Annotated in this window: 13 protein-coding genes and 1 tRNA gene; all 14 read left to right on the top strand. The window is 48.1% G+C overall.

Annotated features, from left to right (window positions below):
- The first annotated feature begins 121 nt into the window (after positions 1-121).
- Positions 122-1,363, top strand: a complete 1,242-nt coding sequence (locus BBD38_RS14060) for an oxidoreductase (RefSeq protein ID WP_066689338.1) — start codon at positions 122-124, stop codon at positions 1,361-1,363.
- 163 nt (positions 1,364-1,526) lie between these two features.
- Positions 1,527-1,615: transfer RNA gene (locus BBD38_RS14055), tRNA-Leu, on the top strand.
- Between the two features lie 470 nt (positions 1,616-2,085).
- Positions 2,086-3,141, top strand: a complete 1,056-nt coding sequence (locus BBD38_RS14050; RefSeq protein ID WP_066689336.1) for a substrate-binding domain-containing protein — start codon at positions 2,086-2,088, stop codon at positions 3,139-3,141.
- 143 nt (positions 3,142-3,284) lie between these two features.
- Positions 3,285-4,793, top strand: a complete 1,509-nt coding sequence (locus BBD38_RS14045; RefSeq protein WP_066689334.1) for a sugar ABC transporter ATP-binding protein — start codon at positions 3,285-3,287, stop codon at positions 4,791-4,793.
- Positions 4,794-4,807: 14 nt separating this feature from the next.
- Positions 4,808-5,776 (top strand): ABC transporter permease, encoded by a 969-nt coding sequence (locus tag BBD38_RS14040; protein ID WP_066689332.1) that lies wholly within the window; start codon positions 4,808-4,810, stop codon positions 5,774-5,776.
- Positions 5,777-6,001: 225 nt separating this feature from the next.
- Positions 6,002-7,525: a xylulokinase gene (locus BBD38_RS14035; RefSeq protein ID WP_066689331.1), complete on the top strand. Its 1,524-nt coding sequence runs from the start codon at positions 6,002-6,004 to the stop codon at positions 7,523-7,525.
- Between the two features lie 18 nt (positions 7,526-7,543).
- Positions 7,544-8,329 carry a DeoR/GlpR family DNA-binding transcription regulator gene (locus BBD38_RS14030; protein WP_235829145.1) on the top strand — a complete coding sequence of 262 codons (786 nt, stop codon included), beginning with the start codon at positions 7,544-7,546 and terminating at the stop codon, positions 8,327-8,329.
- A gap of 146 nt (positions 8,330-8,475) precedes the next feature.
- Complete coding sequence (locus BBD38_RS14025; protein ID WP_066689329.1) at positions 8,476-9,495, top strand: Gfo/Idh/MocA family oxidoreductase; 1,020 nt, start codon at positions 8,476-8,478, stop codon at positions 9,493-9,495.
- 10 nt (positions 9,496-9,505) lie between these two features.
- Entirely contained in the window at positions 9,506-10,549 is a 1,044-nt protein-coding gene (locus tag BBD38_RS14020; protein ID WP_066689327.1) for an alcohol dehydrogenase catalytic domain-containing protein, read from the top strand.
- 14 nt (positions 10,550-10,563) lie between these two features.
- Positions 10,564-11,529 carry a phosphotriesterase family protein gene (locus BBD38_RS14015; RefSeq protein ID WP_066689324.1) on the top strand — a complete coding sequence of 322 codons (966 nt, stop codon included), beginning with the start codon at positions 10,564-10,566 and terminating at the stop codon, positions 11,527-11,529.
- 22 nt (positions 11,530-11,551) lie between these two features.
- Positions 11,552-12,505 (top strand): shikimate dehydrogenase family protein, encoded by a 954-nt coding sequence (locus tag BBD38_RS14010; RefSeq protein ID WP_066689322.1) that lies wholly within the window; start codon positions 11,552-11,554, stop codon positions 12,503-12,505.
- 144 nt (positions 12,506-12,649) lie between these two features.
- The gene (locus BBD38_RS14005) at positions 12,650-13,243 is read left to right on the top strand and encodes a glucose-6-phosphate isomerase (protein WP_066689321.1); all 594 of its coding nucleotides are present in this window, start codon (positions 12,650-12,652) and stop codon (positions 13,241-13,243) included.
- Positions 13,240-14,202 carry a phosphoglycerate dehydrogenase gene (locus BBD38_RS14000; RefSeq protein WP_066689320.1) on the top strand — a complete coding sequence of 321 codons (963 nt, stop codon included), beginning with the start codon at positions 13,240-13,242 and terminating at the stop codon, positions 14,200-14,202. The genes BBD38_RS14005 and BBD38_RS14000 overlap by 4 nt, the downstream gene beginning before the upstream one ends.
- A gap of 13 nt (positions 14,203-14,215) precedes the next feature.
- Positions 14,216-14,857 carry a bifunctional 2-keto-4-hydroxyglutarate aldolase/2-keto-3-deoxy-6-phosphogluconate aldolase gene (locus tag BBD38_RS13995; RefSeq protein WP_066689317.1) on the top strand — a complete coding sequence of 214 codons (642 nt, stop codon included), beginning with the start codon at positions 14,216-14,218 and terminating at the stop codon, positions 14,855-14,857.
- Positions 14,858-15,255 lie beyond the last annotated feature (398 nt).

Genomic DNA, 15,255 nt, shown 5'->3' with positions numbered 1-15,255 from the left:
GCGCCGTATGAGGGAAGACGCGATAAGATTTTCAACAATCCCTGCGAAAAATAGATCGCTTATCGCTTAAAATGAACGAGTCAAATATTGGAACACCAGATAATTTTAGGAGGATACTGAAATGAGTTACAAGGAAACCCTGCTTGATCCGATTAAGATCGGCACAAGAGAGTGCAAAAACAGATTTTTCGTGCAGGCAATGGAATGCACGGACGCAGATGCGGACGGTAATCCGACCGACCTTACTTTACAGAGATATGAAAACCTGTATAAGGGCGGCTGGGGCCTGGTCGACCTGGAAGCAATTTCCATCACACAGGAAAGCCGCTCCAGAATGAACCAGCTGATGATTATGGAAAAGAACGTTCCCGCTCTTACTCAATTTATGAAGAGGCTGAAGGAAGTCAACAAAGACGTACTGAATGTGTTCCAGTTGACGCATTCCGGCGAACTGAGCAATCCGAAGTTTTCCCGCAGGGTAACGGTGATGCCTTCTTACAGCTATGGCGGGGACCTGCTTTCGGAAGAGGAAGTGGATAAAATCATCGACGATTTTGTTTTGGCTGCCAAGATCGCCCATGACGTTGGGGCGGACGGCATCGACATGAAGCTGTGCCACGGCTACCTTGGTTCGCAAATCCTGCGCCCGTTTAACAGCCGTAAGTGGAAATACGGCGGAAGTTGGGAGAACAGAAGGCGCTTTGCTTTTGACCTGTATGAGAGAATTGCCAAGGAAATCAACGATAAGAATTTCCTGATCGGTTCCAAAATTTCCGCATGGGAGGGCTTCCCGGGCGGTTTCGGAACGGAAGGCCCGGATTCGCCGATCCTTGACCTGACAGAGCCGCTCGACCTGATTAAAGGCCTTGAAGAGCGCGGGGCGCAGTACATTGTCCAGTCCGCAGGCAGCCCGTCGATCACGGTTACGCTCACGCAGGCGGAAAAGAACTATCCTTATGTTGCTTATCTGCATCCGTATTTCCAGAAGGAGTTCAAAAAGGTTCTTAAGCCGGAAACCGTCCTGATCGGCTCCAACTATTCCGTATGGGGCAATGGAAACAAGAACCTGCAGATGATCGATCCGAAAGACAACACGATGTTCAAGGTTGGTTCGCATAACATCGAAAGAGGTATTGTGGACATGATCGGCCTTGGCCGCCAGTCCTTCGCTGATCCGCTGCTGCCCAAAAAGCTTGCAGACGGCAACGAGAAAGACATTCATTTCTGCACGCTGTGCGATAATTGCCTTGAGCTGTTGATCAGGCAGGAGCGTATCGGATGCTGCACATACAATAAGTATTACACAAATGTTTTGGTAAACGTACGCAAGGAAAAAGGAAAATTAACCCAGAATCACACCTGATTTGTGGGAGAGTAAGCAAGTGATAAAGGCCGCGGGGGCATAGATTTGACCCCGCGGCCCATAATCAAATAAGGATAAACAGAACGAAAAATAGCGGGGCCATATTGTATTGCACCATTGTTTATGGTAAAATATATTGGTCAGTGTTAGTGTTTGTTTTTATGCCGAAGTGGCGGAACTGGCAGACGCACAGGACTTAAAATCCTGCGGGATTTAACCCCCGTACCGGTTCGATCCCGGTCTTCGGCACCAAAACCGTTCTGTTTGATAATGGAACGGTTTTTTTGTGGAATCACCGTGGCAAAAATGTGAATTGCAGGCGTTACTAACATTTTTGTAAACAAAAGGAAATAATGATTGACAAAGGGAATTAAATTCTGTACGATACATATGATTCTACACAAGGAATAATTTTGGATGAGTACTGTGACGGCGCTGAAATAAGCGTAAATTCTGCAAAGTAATATTAAAAAGACAGAAATGCGAATAAACATTAACATATGATAGCAAAAGCTTTCTAAAAAGCAGCTTAAAGAGAGAACAAATAACAGGAGATTGATAATAAATACAAAAAAGTAGTTGAAAATTGAAGTCACGTGAAGTATAATACAACCGTAATGAGGAAATTCACGATGAACTATTCTTGAATCACATTTATTCAGCTCAATATGGGGTATAAACCCTGTTTGAGATATTAAGAACTAAGTAGGAGGAAACAAAACATGAAAAAGTCTTTGGTTCTTGTGGTCTGCGTTATCTTAGCTGTTGCTATGTTCGCTGGCTGCGCAGCACCGGCGGCAACGCCGTCTGCAGAGGCTTCTACGGAAGCGTCTGTTGAAGCGTCCACGGAAGCGTCTGCAGAGGCTTCTACGGAAGCATCTGAACCTGCAGCGGACGGCAAAGGCCCGCTCGTAGGTATCTCGGTACCGAACAACCCGACGGGTTGGGTTGCGGCAGTTCAGTGGTCTGCAAAGCAGACGGCTGAAGAGCTTGGCCTCAACTACGTGCTGGTTGCATCTGACAGCGTAAACGATCAGGCAAACAAGATCGACGAGCTGATCCAGATGGGTTGCGAGTACATCGTAATGATGCCTGACAACGACGAACTGGCAGTTGCTGCACAGAAGGTTCTCGATGCCGGTATCACGCTGATCGACTTCGACCGTACGCTGGGTGATGTACAGCCTGACTACTATGTAGCTGGCGACAACACCGGTATGGGCGTTGCAGGCGGCGAATACATCGTTGACAAACTCGGCCCGGACGGCGGCAAGGTTGTTATCATGAACATCCCGTCCTATGGCGAGATTTTCACGGAACGTGTTGATGGTTTCAAATCCGTTGCGGCTGAGCATCCGGAACTCGAAATCATCGGCGAATATGCTTCCGACAACGGCGCTCCTGAGACGGTTCTGACAGTTATGTCCGACGTACTCACGGCTAACCCGGAAATCGATGCAATCTACTCTTCCGACGATGAAATGTCCCAGGGTATCCTGCAGGCTATCAAAGAAGCCGGCAGAACGGACATCAAAGTTATCACCGGTGGTGGCGGCGCGAAGACCTACTTCGACCTGTTCGATGATTATCCGGACATCTGGGTTTCTTCTCAGACGTACGCTCCTTACATGATGGCTGACGCAGTTAAAATTGCTGACAAGCTGATCAAGGGCGAAACAGTTGAGCAGAAGACAATCATCCCGACGTCGAATGTTGACCGCGAAAATGTTGAGCAGTATCTGAAAGACAACAACATCACGGAGGATGCTCCTTACTAAGCATAGCTTTGTGAAGAGAATGTGACTATGAAGAAATATCCAACGGGGCCATCATGACCCCGTTGGATTATTTCAAGAGGATTTTTGTAACTGGCAGTGATGAGAGAAAATTGCCAGACCATGAGCGAGGGAGACATACGTAAATGGAATATGCACTGAAAATGAATAGTATAAACAAAGGTTTCAGCGGCGTTCCCGTATTAAAAAACGTTGATTTCAGCGTGGAAAAAGGAAAAATTCACGCACTGCTTGGTGAAAATGGCGCCGGCAAGACAACGCTGATGAACATTTTAGGCGGGGTCATTTCCATGGACAGCGGCAGTATTGAATTGTTTGGGGATCCGGTGAAAATATCAAATCCGGCTGAGGCACAAAAAAACAGAGTCGCGTTTATTCATCAGGAATTGAATGTTGTAAACGACTTGTTCGTATATGAAAATATGTTTTTGGGACATGAATTGCATAAGGGCGCGACAATGGATGCAAGCACCATGATTCAAAAAACGAAAGAAGTTTTTGAACGAATGCATGTTGAAATTGACCCGCGGGCCATGATGGGGGATTTGCAGGCCTCTTACAAGCAGATTGTCGAGATTGCGAAATCTGTTCTGATGGACGCCAAACTCATCATCATGGATGAGCCGACGACGTCCCTGACCCAGCCCGAAGTAGAAAACGTGTTTTCGATTATGCGCAACCTGATCGAGGAGCATGACGTTACCATTATTTTTATTTCGCATAAACTGGGGGAAGTTGTCGAATTCTGTGATTACTATACTGTACTGCGGAATGGAGAAATGGTCGGGACGCATCCGATCAAGTCTGAAAATGGAGAGCTTGCGAAGCAGGCTGACATTGCCAGGATGATGGTTGGTAAAAGTGTCATGGATGTAGAGGTATATAAGCCTCATGAAATCGGAGAGGTCATCCTGAAGGCGAGCGATTTATGCATTGAAAAGCATGTCGATCATGTAAGTTTCGATTTGCATGCGGGAGAAATCCTTGGCATTACCGGATTGCTCGGGGATGGTAAAGACGAATTGGTACGCGGTTTGTTCGGCGATATGCCTTTTGCCAGCGGAACAATTGAGAAAAACGGGAAAGTTGTAAAGTATAACCATCCTGCGAAAGCGAAAAAAGCAGGAATTGGAATGCTTCCCTCTAACCGGAAAGAAAATGCAATCATAAAAGACTTGACCGTTATGCAGAACATGACGATTGTCACGTTGGATCAATATAAGAACGGATTGTCCCTTTCACGTGCGAAAGAAAGCAAAGTTGCTTTGGAATACAAGGAAAAGCTGAATATAAAAGTGGACAATCTTGCCAATCTGATTACGAGCCTTTCCGGCGGAAATCAGCAGAAAGTGGTACTTGCAAAATGGTTGACCGCAGACCCTGATATTATGATCCTGTCAAACCCGACGCAAGGCGTTGATGTTGGCGCTAAAAATGAAATATATGGAATTATTATGGAACTTGCAAAGGCGGGGATGGGAATCATTGTTACTTCAGGTGAAGCACAGGAAATCTTAAAAATTTGCGACCGTGTATTGGTTATGTATCATGGCGTACTTAAGGGAGAACTGCAGCGCAGCGAGCTCTCTGAAGAAGCCATTATGATACTCTCTACCGGCGGTATATTAGACTGAGAGGGGGCAAAATAATGTCTGAAGAAGTAAAAGAGATGAAAAAGAATACCGGGTGGCATAAATTTGTCAGGGAATATTCCATTATCCTGGTAGCCGTTGGCTTGATCATTGTAGCTACGATCCTGGGTGGCGCAACGTTCATGAACGGACAAAACTTTATCAATATATTCCGTAATAACACGGTGCTTGGAATTATCGCTTTCGGTATGGCGTTTGTCATCATTACCGGAAATATCGATTTGTCGGTCGGTACGCAACTTGTTGTCGTCGGTATCGTCCTGCTGTCCGTACTGAACGCGACAGGGAACATTGTTATTGCGCTGATTGTGGCGGTACTCTTTAGTTGCGGATTGTCGGCAGGCGTAGGCGCAATCATAACCAAAGGACGGGTTCCGTCGTTTATCGTTACGTTGGGTATGCAGTACATTTACCGTTCACTGGCAATCTTTATTTTGGACGCACGGGGAATTTCCGGTGAAGTAGATGCATTCCAGCAGATTTCAAACTATGAAATCGGTGGGGTTTTCCCGCTGCCGCTGATCTATTTCGCGGTTGTTTTCTTTGTCTGCTTCTACATTTCCAAGTATACGGTGCTTGGACGGAGAATCTATGCGGTCGGTTCCAACGAACGGGCGACAAGGCTTTCCGGTATTAACACAGATAAGGTCAAAATCATGGCCTTCCTGCTCATGGGCATCACAGTTGCAATTGCAACGATTATTGAGGCTTCCAGAATGAATTCCATCAACTCGGCTTCTTCCGGTAACGGATACGAGCTGAATGCAATCGCTATGGCGGTTGTCGGTGGTATCGCCATGGAAGGTGGTAAAGGCCACATGATTGGCGTTCTGTTCGGTGTTATCATACTGGGTGTTATCAATAACATCCTGACGATCGTCGGCATGAACGTATATCTGGTCAATGCAGTAAAAGGCGCAATTATTATCGGCGCAGTGCTGTTGCAGCATAAGAAAAGGGATTAAACAAATCCAAAAGCAAAACAAAACTCCTGTTTGCCGATTGGGCGGACAGGAGTTTTTCTTTATCCTGTCAAAAGAAAGACACAGGATTTCAATAGAAAAAATGTTGGAAAGCCGCTTTCATATTGACACCTTTTTATATAAGCATTATAATGATAACAAACGAAAATAAACAATTGCAAATAAAAACATTATTTTTATTCATGTGAAAATGAAATAGGAGGATTGATGATGCAGTATATTATTTCTTTGGACATTGGGACACAAGGGACAAAATGTATTCTTTTCGATACGGATATGAACATGGTGGCGGATGCGTTTGAAGTGTCCAACCTGATCAGCCCGAAGCCGGGAGTGGTATGGCAGGAAGCGGATGAAATCTATGGCTCCTGCGTACGGACCATAAAGGAAGTTATGGAAAAATCGCAGGTTTCGCCCTCTGACGTATGCTCCATCGGAATTGACAGCCAGTCTGCCGGGATTATGGGAGTAGGCGCCGACGGAGAGGCTTCTACCTATTATGATTCATGGCTTGATATGCGCTGCGGAAAATATATGCACGAAATGCAGCAGCGGGCCGGAAAGCGAATTATTGAAATCTGCGGCGGCCCGGCCTCCTATACGCATGGCCCTAAAATATTATGGTGGAAAAACGAGCAGCCGGAGGCTTACGCAAAGACGGCGAAATTTGTACTTCCAAGCGGATATGTGGTCGGAAAAATGTGCGGGTTGAAGGGGGAAGAAGCAACCTTTACGCATACCTGCATTCATTTTTCCAACTTAGGCGACAATCTGAAAAAGGAATGGTCCGACGAATTACTGGACCTGTTTGGCGTTGCGAAGGATAAAATGGCGCGTATCGCATCCTCCTTCGACATCGCCGGGAAGACGACGTCGGAGTTTGCAAAGCAAAGCGGCCTGATTGAAGGGATACCGGTTGTGGTAGGCGCGGGAGATACTGCCGCCGGGGCATTTGGTTCCGGTATGATCGAAACGGGTATGCTGATGGATACGGCTGGAACTGCGTCGGTGCTTTGCTGTGCATCGGATGAATACCACCCCGATACGGAATTCGAGACGCTGGTGCAAATGCCTTCCCCGGTCGAGGGGTTATGGCATCCGCTCGCATACATCAACGGCGGCGGCCTGTGCGTGAGATGGTTCCGCGATGAATTTACCGGAAAACCGGCAGCTTCCTATGATGACCTGATGGCCGAAGCAAAAGACCTTCCGGCCGGCAGCGAGGGAATTTTGTTTGTTCCCCATTTTAGCGGCCGGGTGCTGCCGAACAATCCCTACGTGAAAGGAAGCTTTATCGGGCTGGACTGGAAACATGGCAGGGGACATATGTATCGCGCGGTTATGGAAGGAATTGCCTATGAATATGCCTATTATTTCAACATCCTGAAAAAAGAGCATAAGAGCACCAAGTTTGAAAAGCTCTATACGACTGGCGGCGGTTCCAAGAGTCCGCTCTTTAACCAGATCAAGGCGGACGTCCTCGGTATTCCGGTCATTGCCTATGAACAGGGAGAAACGGCTCTTGCGGGCAGCGCAATTATCGCAGGCTGCGGGGTGGGAGCATTCAATGATTACAAAGAACCGATGAAAAATCTTGGAAAAGAAGGCGCTTCCTTCCAGCCGAACATGGAGAACCACGAGAAATACCAGAAATTTGCGGAACAGTACCTGAATGTAATCAGCGCCCTGGAACCGATCTATAAGAGTGACGTATATGAGATTGAAGGGTAGGAAAGGAAGGTTGAAGGAGTGAACAGAAACGGTGAAGACGGTATGTTTGCGGAAGAACGCAAGCATATGATTGTCGATTTGGTAAATAAAAATATCAAAACAACGGTAAATAATTTGTGCGAAGAGTTTTCCGTTTCTCCCGCAACCATTCGGAACGATTTGCGTGAGCTTGAGGAAGCGGGACTTTTAAAGCGGACGCACGGCGGGGCAATCAGCAATATTAAGGCAAATTATGAGCCGAACGCATATCAGAAGGAAGTAGAGCACGTCAACGAGAAAAAAGCGATTGCAAAACGTGCGGCACAGTATGTGCATGAAGGGGACACGATTGCCCTTGATACGGGGACTACGACGTTTGAGCTTGCGAAGCTGCTGGTGACGTATGAAAATTTAACGGTTGTGACAAACGACCTTCAAATTGCAGCTTTTTTGGAACGCAACGGGAAAGCCAACATCATTATGGCCGGCGGGGCGGTACGACGGAATTTCCATTGTACGGCAGGCCAGAAGGCGATCGATACGCTTTCCGACCTCAATGTAGATAAGACCTTCCTGGCAGCAAACGGCGTGAGTGTAAAACGCGGTATCTCGACCCCGAATATTGATACCGCCCACGTGAAGGAAAAGCTGGTGTCACTGGGTGATGAAGTAATCCTGCTTGTAGACAGTACGAAGTTTGATACGTCCACCTTTGTAAAGTTTGCGGACCTTAAGGATATCGACCTGATTATCACCGACAATGGGGTGGACCCTGAATATGTGGAGCTTCTTGAACGCGAGGATGTGACCACTGAAATTGCCTGAATGTAAGCAAAACGATACTATATTCATAAAAAGCGAAAATAAATGATAACAAAGTATTGCAAAACGATAATGGTTTCAGTATAATAAAGGTAATGGAAAACTTGAGCTTTCATACCAGATTTTAGGCGTTCCGGAGGAGGAAGAATATGAAAAACGGCAGAATTGGAATTTGTCTGATCGGCGCAGGACGCGCGGGCATGATTCATGCAAACAACTTCAAAAACAAGGTAAACGGCGCTTATATGGCGGCGGTTGTCGACGTTGTGGAAGATGCGGCAAAGGCGGCTGCGAAAGAGCTGGAAATAACAAAATATTATACGGACTATAAAGACGTACTGAAAGACGACGAGATTGATGCTGTGGTGGTTGTTTCTCCCACCAATCTGCACAAAGAGATTGTAATTAATTGCGCGAATGCAGGCAAGCACATTTTCTGCGAAAAGCCGATGGCAATGGATTCGCAGGAATGCGAAGAAATGGAAGCTGCCGCAAAGAAGAACAATATCAAGCTGCAGATTGGCTTTATGAGGCGGCATGACGCAAGCTTCATCCAGGCAAAAGAAGTGATTGACTCGGGTGTGATCGGCGATGTTGTATTGATCCGTTCCAACACGCGCGGCCCCAGCAAGCCGCGTCCGTGGATGTACGATATCAAAAAAAGCAATGGCGTTCTTGCCGAGCTCAATAGCCATGATATTGACTGCGTGAGATGGCTTGCGGGAAGCGAGATTAAATCCGTTTATGCGATTGCGGGGAATTACCGGAACCGTGAAGTTGCGGAAGAATATCCGGATTATTACGACAGTGTTGTGATGTCGGGCGTATTTGAAAACGGCGTTCAATATTCCATTGACGGTGCGGCTTATGTGCAGTATGGCTACGACGCGAAGGTCGAGGTTGTGGGTACGAAGGGCGTAATTCACATTGGGAAAGAGAACGGAAGCAACTATACGGTGGCTGCTCCGGAAAGCGGAATTTCCACGCCTTACATTAACAGCTGGATGACGCTCTTTAAAGACGCTTATCTTGCCGAAGATATCGGATTTGCGGAATGCATCCAGAATGATACGGAACCGAAGGTAACGGGGCACGACGGAAAAATGGCGGTGAAGATCGTGGAGATCGGAAACCAGTCGATTGCAGAAAAGCGCATTATTGAGCTTTAAGGAGGAATTTATGTTAGCATTAAGATTATATGGACCGAACGATATCCGGCTGGATGATATTCCGGTTCCCACGATTAACGAAGATGAAATTTTACTTAAGGTGGATGCGGCCGCCGTATGCGGTACGGATGTCCGTATGTGGCAGAACGGATATGCGGGAGTGGACGCGGAGCATCCGCGCGTACTTGGTCATGAATTCGGCGGAACGATCGTTGAGGTCGGAAAGAATGTAAAATTTTACCAAAAGGGCATGAAAGTGGCGCTTGCGCCGAATATCGGCTGCGGAATTTGCGACAGGTGTGTTGCAGGACAGCCTCATTTGTGCGATAATTATAGAGCGTTCGGGATTAACATGGACGGCGCGTTTGCCGAATATGTAAAAGTGCCGAAGGAAGCGATTATCTTTGGGAACCTGATGGTAATGCCGGAAGGGGTAACAGCGGAAGAAGCCGCGGTAAACGAACCGCTTTCCTGCGCATATAACGGTTCCTTGAAGTGCAACATCAAACCGGGAGAATATGTCCTGGTTGTGGGGGCGGGCCCGATTGGCATTATGCATGCGATGCTTGCCAAGATGGCCGGGGCGGCAAAGGTCATGATGAATGACCTGTCGGCGGAGCGCCTTGCGGAATGCGAAAAAATTATTCCGGGAATTGTGACCTACAGCGGCGACGATCTTCCGGGCTTTGTGCAGAAGCAGACCCGGGGAAAAGGCCTTGATGTAGCAATCACGGCATGCCCTGTGCCGGCCGTACAGGCGGCGATGCTTCCGCTGATGAATTATGGCGGCCGCGTGAATTTCTTTGGCGGCGTGCCGGCGGCAAAGCAGCCCGTGCCGATCGATACAAACCTTGTGCACTATAAAGAGCTGTTTCTTACAGGCTCGACGCGTGCCAGCATCTGCCAGTTCAGGCAGACCCTTGATTTTGTGTCGGAAGGCCTGATTGACATCAAGAGCATTATCACCGGGCATTATGATATTAAGGATATTCTGGTGGCGTTTGATAACGCGAAGGCCGCAAAAGGACTTAAGAATGTAATAACATTCGGATAAAGGAATGGGTGCAGATGAGTGATTTTGTAAGAACCGTAACAGGGGACGTTTCCCCGGAAACATTGGGGCATTGCCAATGCCATGAGCATATTTTCCTCGAGATGGACAAGTCTTACGAGGTAGCCCCGGTGCTGTATATGGACGACTACGAAAAATCTCTTGCTGAATTAAACGACTATCGTGCCGCGGGCGGCGGTGCGATAGTCGATGCACAACCCGTACTCGGCGGACGTATGGCAGAGCTGCTTGAAAAGGCATCTGCGGAAAGCGGCGTTAAAATTATTGCATCCACCGGTTTCCATAAGACGGTATTTTATTACGAGGACAGCTATATTTTCAAAAAAAGCGCCGACGAAATTGCAAGGCTTTATATCGGGGAAATTGAAGAGGGGATGCTTTCCTCCAAGCAGGATGGGGCAAAACGCCTTAACTGCCGGGCCGGGCAGATCAAAACGGCAATTGATAAAAATGGAATCCACGCAGATGCAACGTATGAAAAACTGTTTGAGGCCGCCGCGGATGCGGCGCTTTACACAGGAGCTCCCGTCATGGTTCATATCGAACAGGAGGCGGACGCGCTGCATGTAGTGGATTTTTTTGTGAAAAAGGGCCTGGGCCCGGAGCGTTTGCTTTTATGCCACCTTGACCGCGCGCGCTATGATTTCGGTTATAACAAAGAATGCGCACAAACGGGTGCGTTTATGGAGTATGATACAATTCACAGGCTAAAATATCATGATGATGTGAAAGAAGCGGAATTGATCGAATTCATGCTCAAAGAGGGATTTGCCGCGCAGATGCTTTTAGGACTGGATACGACAAACGCGCGGCTTCGCAGCTATGGCGCGAAAGACATGGGGCTTGATTTCATACTGAAAACGTTTATTCCTTTTATGGAAGGGCGTGGCATCGGGAAGCAAATTATGCATGAAATGCTTGTTGTAAATCCGCAGCAGGCATTGAAAATAAGTAAGGAATAAGAAAAAAGGAGTGTGTAAAAAAATGTTTAACTTTGAACCTGCAACGCAACCGACAATGTACTTCATTGGGGTGACCACAGGGAAGTCTTCCATCATGAAGGTATTCCCGGAATGGGCCAAGGCTCTCGGCCTCAAGGATACGGTCATGAAGGGGATCGATATTGAGATTCATGCGGAACCGGAAAAATACAGAAAGGTAGTCGAGTTCATCAAAAATGACCCGCTGTCCTATGGCGCGCTCGTGACGACGCATAAGATTGACCTTTACAATGCAACAAAAGATATGTTTGAATATCTCGATCCGTATGCGCAGAAGTTTGGCGAGCTGTCCTCTATTTCCAAGAGGGGCGATAAGCTGTGCGGACATGCGAAAGACCCGATTTCGAGCGGCCTTGCACTGGAAGAATTTGTTCCCAAAAACTATTGGAAAGATCATCCGGAAGCAGGCGTATTCATTATGGGTGCGGGCGGAAGCGCAATTTCCATGTGCTCCTATTTTATGCGCCCTGAATTTGAAGGGAACTATCCGGGCGAAATCATAATCGGCAACCGTTCCAAGCCGAGGCTGGACGAGATCGAAGCGATCAACAAGACGCTCAATCCGGGCAGTGTAAAATGCTCTTACTACCTGACCCCCGAACCGGGCCAGAATGATAAGGTTATGGAAAAAATGGGCAAGGGCTCGCTGATTATTAACGCGACCGGCCTTGGTAAGGACCGTCCGGGCAGCCCGCTCACGGATGCGGCGCAGTTCCCGCAGGATGGCCTCGTATGGGAAATCAACTATCGCGGAGACCTTTTGTTCATGCATCAGGCAGAAGCGCAGGCAAAGGAAAAGAACCTGCATGTGGAAGATGGCTGGAAGTATTTCATCTATGGATGGACCCAGGTTATTTCCGAAGTGTTTGATATTCCGATCGAAGGCAAGGTTCTTGATGAGCTTGATAAGATCGCTGCAAAATTCAACCAGAGGTAAATTGGAAGCAAAGAGGGTTCCGCTGCTGAACTGGCGGCGGAACCCTGATTCTTGGAATTCAGGCCTTTGCTGCGCCGCAGGCGCATAAGGGGGCATTCTCCAGTTGGCCGCATATGCGGCACTGATATTCGGAGGTTTAAATAAATGGGTAATGCGGAAAAATTTGATTGGGTACGCGGATTTACATGTGATTTTGATCTGGTAAACGGCCTTTCCAAAACAGCGGAAAGCACAAAACGTTATCTTTCCCAGATGAAGGGAATGTATGCGGATGATGCGGCTTTTGACAAAATGCTCGCAGGCGGGGATGATCCGCTTGTGTATGAGTTTTATGAGATGGGCGCGCCCGAACTTCCCGGTGATCTTGCATTTGGTACGAGCATCACATATCCGGGCAAGGTCGGGGACGAGTATTTCATGACGAAGGGGCATTTCCATACAATCCTCGACACCGGGGAAGTATATTACTGCCTGAGCGGGCACGGCTATATGCTGCTCGAGAGCCCGGAAGGGGATTGGTCCCTGCAGGAAATGACGGCCGGCGAGGCTGTCTATGTTCCCAAGCGTTATGCCCACAGGAGCATTAACATTGGCGATACGCCGCTGGTAACGTTCTTTGTATTCCGTGGAGATGCGGGCCATGATTATGGTACGATCGAGACGAAGGGTTACAGGAACCTTGTTGTGGAAAAAGACGGCAAAGCGGTGGCGGTGCCGAATCCTAAGTGGGGTGAATGAGCATGAAAATCCTGGTAACTCCCACTTCCTTCCTGAAGCCGGAGAATGCTGCGGCAAAGGCAAAGCTGGAAGCGTTTGCAGATGAAGTCGTTTATAATGACCTTGGACGGCCGTTGCAGGCGGAAGAAATACTCGAGCGTCTTGATGGCGTAGACGGTTACGTGGCCGGTCTCGATTATATTACCGCAGATGTGCTGGAGAAAGCGCCGGCATCCTTGAAGGTTATTTCCCGCTATGGCGCGGGGGTGGATCGTGTGGATATGCCTGCGGCAGCAGCAAAGGGAATTAAAGTGACCAATACGCCGGGGACAAATTCGGTGGCGGTTTGCGAACTTGCGTTTGCCCTGATGCTGTGTGCGGCGAGAAACGTTCCAAAACTCCATGCGGCGGTTGAAAAGGGCGAATGGCCCCGCAGCCAGGGCATCGAACTCCGCGGGAAAACGCTTGGCATCGTTGGCATGGGCGCAATCGGGAAAAATCTTGCGACACGGGCGAAAGCCTTTGGAATGACGGTCAATGCCTACGATCCGTATTTTGATGAAGCGTTTGCAAAGGAAAATGGAATTGGTAAAATGGACCTCGACGAGGTTCTCACTACATCGGATTTTATTTCCCTGCATGTACCGCTTAATGACTCTACCCGCCATATGATCGACGCGGCGAAAATTGCTGAAATGAAAGACGGCGCGGTTGTAATCAATACGGCGCGCGGCGGAATCATTGATGAGCAGGCAGCGGCAGACGCCGTGAAGAGCGGAAAGCTCGGCGGGCTCGGGCTCGATGCATTTGAACAGGAGCCGCTCATCGATTCTCCTTTAAAGGGACTCGATAATGTGATTTTTACCCCTCATACGGGTGCGCATACGGCGGAAGCGGTAAGCGGAATGGGCAGCATGGCGGTCGATAATGTGATCGCGGTTCTCTCGGGCGAGGATTGCCCGTATGTTTTAAACAAATAAGTAGGTGGATAATATGGAAAAATTAGAAGTTCTGAGAAGACTGGAAGAGTGCGGCGTTGTGGCGGTTGTGCGCGGCAACAATGAAGAAGAAGTCATGAAGATTATCGATGCGTGCATCGCAGGCGGAATCATCGGCATTGAAGTAACCTTTACGGTGCCGGGAGCTCTTGATATTATCAAAGCGCTTGCAAAGCGTTATGATCCGAAGGATGTACTGATCGGCGCGGGCACGGTGCTTGATCCGGAAACGGCTCGCGCGGCAATTCTCGCCGGCGCCCAGTTTGTCGTAGCGCCTTGCCTGAATGCAGATACGGTAAAAATGTGCCTGCGTTACCAGGTTGCCTGTATGCCCGGTGCCATGACGATTAAAGAGACGGTTGACTGCCTGGAAGCGGGCGCGGACATCGTGAAGCTGTTCCCGGGGAACCTTGCGGGTCCGAAGATGATTAAGAACATCAAGGGGCCGCTGCCGCAGGTGCGCATCATGCCGACGGGCGGCGTAAATGCTGCAAACGCAGGTGAATGGATTAAGGCCGGCGCGGTTGCGGTAGGCGCAGGCGGAGACCTTACAGCAGGAGCAAAAACAGGCGATTACGAGTCGATTACGCGGATTGCCAAGGAAATGGTCACGGCTGTAAAAGAAGCGCGTAAATAAGTATTCCATAAATTTTTTGATTTGTATACACGAGGGCTGCGGCAACCTATGTTCCGCAGCCTTTGCTGTATATTTGAAGAGAAGGATTCCGGGCGTAACAAGTAACATTTTATTCCGGGGAAGCGGTTCAATATGAAAAGTGAGCCGGGGACAGGCAAACGGAAAAATGTCCGTACATACTGTCAAAAAATTCATGCTATATTTCTTTCATTTCTGTTGACTTGAAGCGTTTTTTGGTATATCATAGAGACGTAAACAAACAGAAACCAACTAAAAACAACATTTTCAAAAAATGCAGCGTAAAGTAAAGAGATTTTGATGTGAAGTATAATAACATAAAATGAACGGAGGTAAGGAAATGAAGTTAGGATTCTTTGCGGCAAACTATGCGCATCTGA

The organism is Christensenella intestinihominis, from assembly GCF_001678845.1.
Classification (GTDB): domain Bacteria; phylum Bacillota; class Clostridia; order Christensenellales; family Christensenellaceae; genus Christensenella; species Christensenella intestinihominis.
Note: the sequence above shows the minus strand (reverse complement) of the source record. Positions and strands in the feature narration are given on the sequence as shown.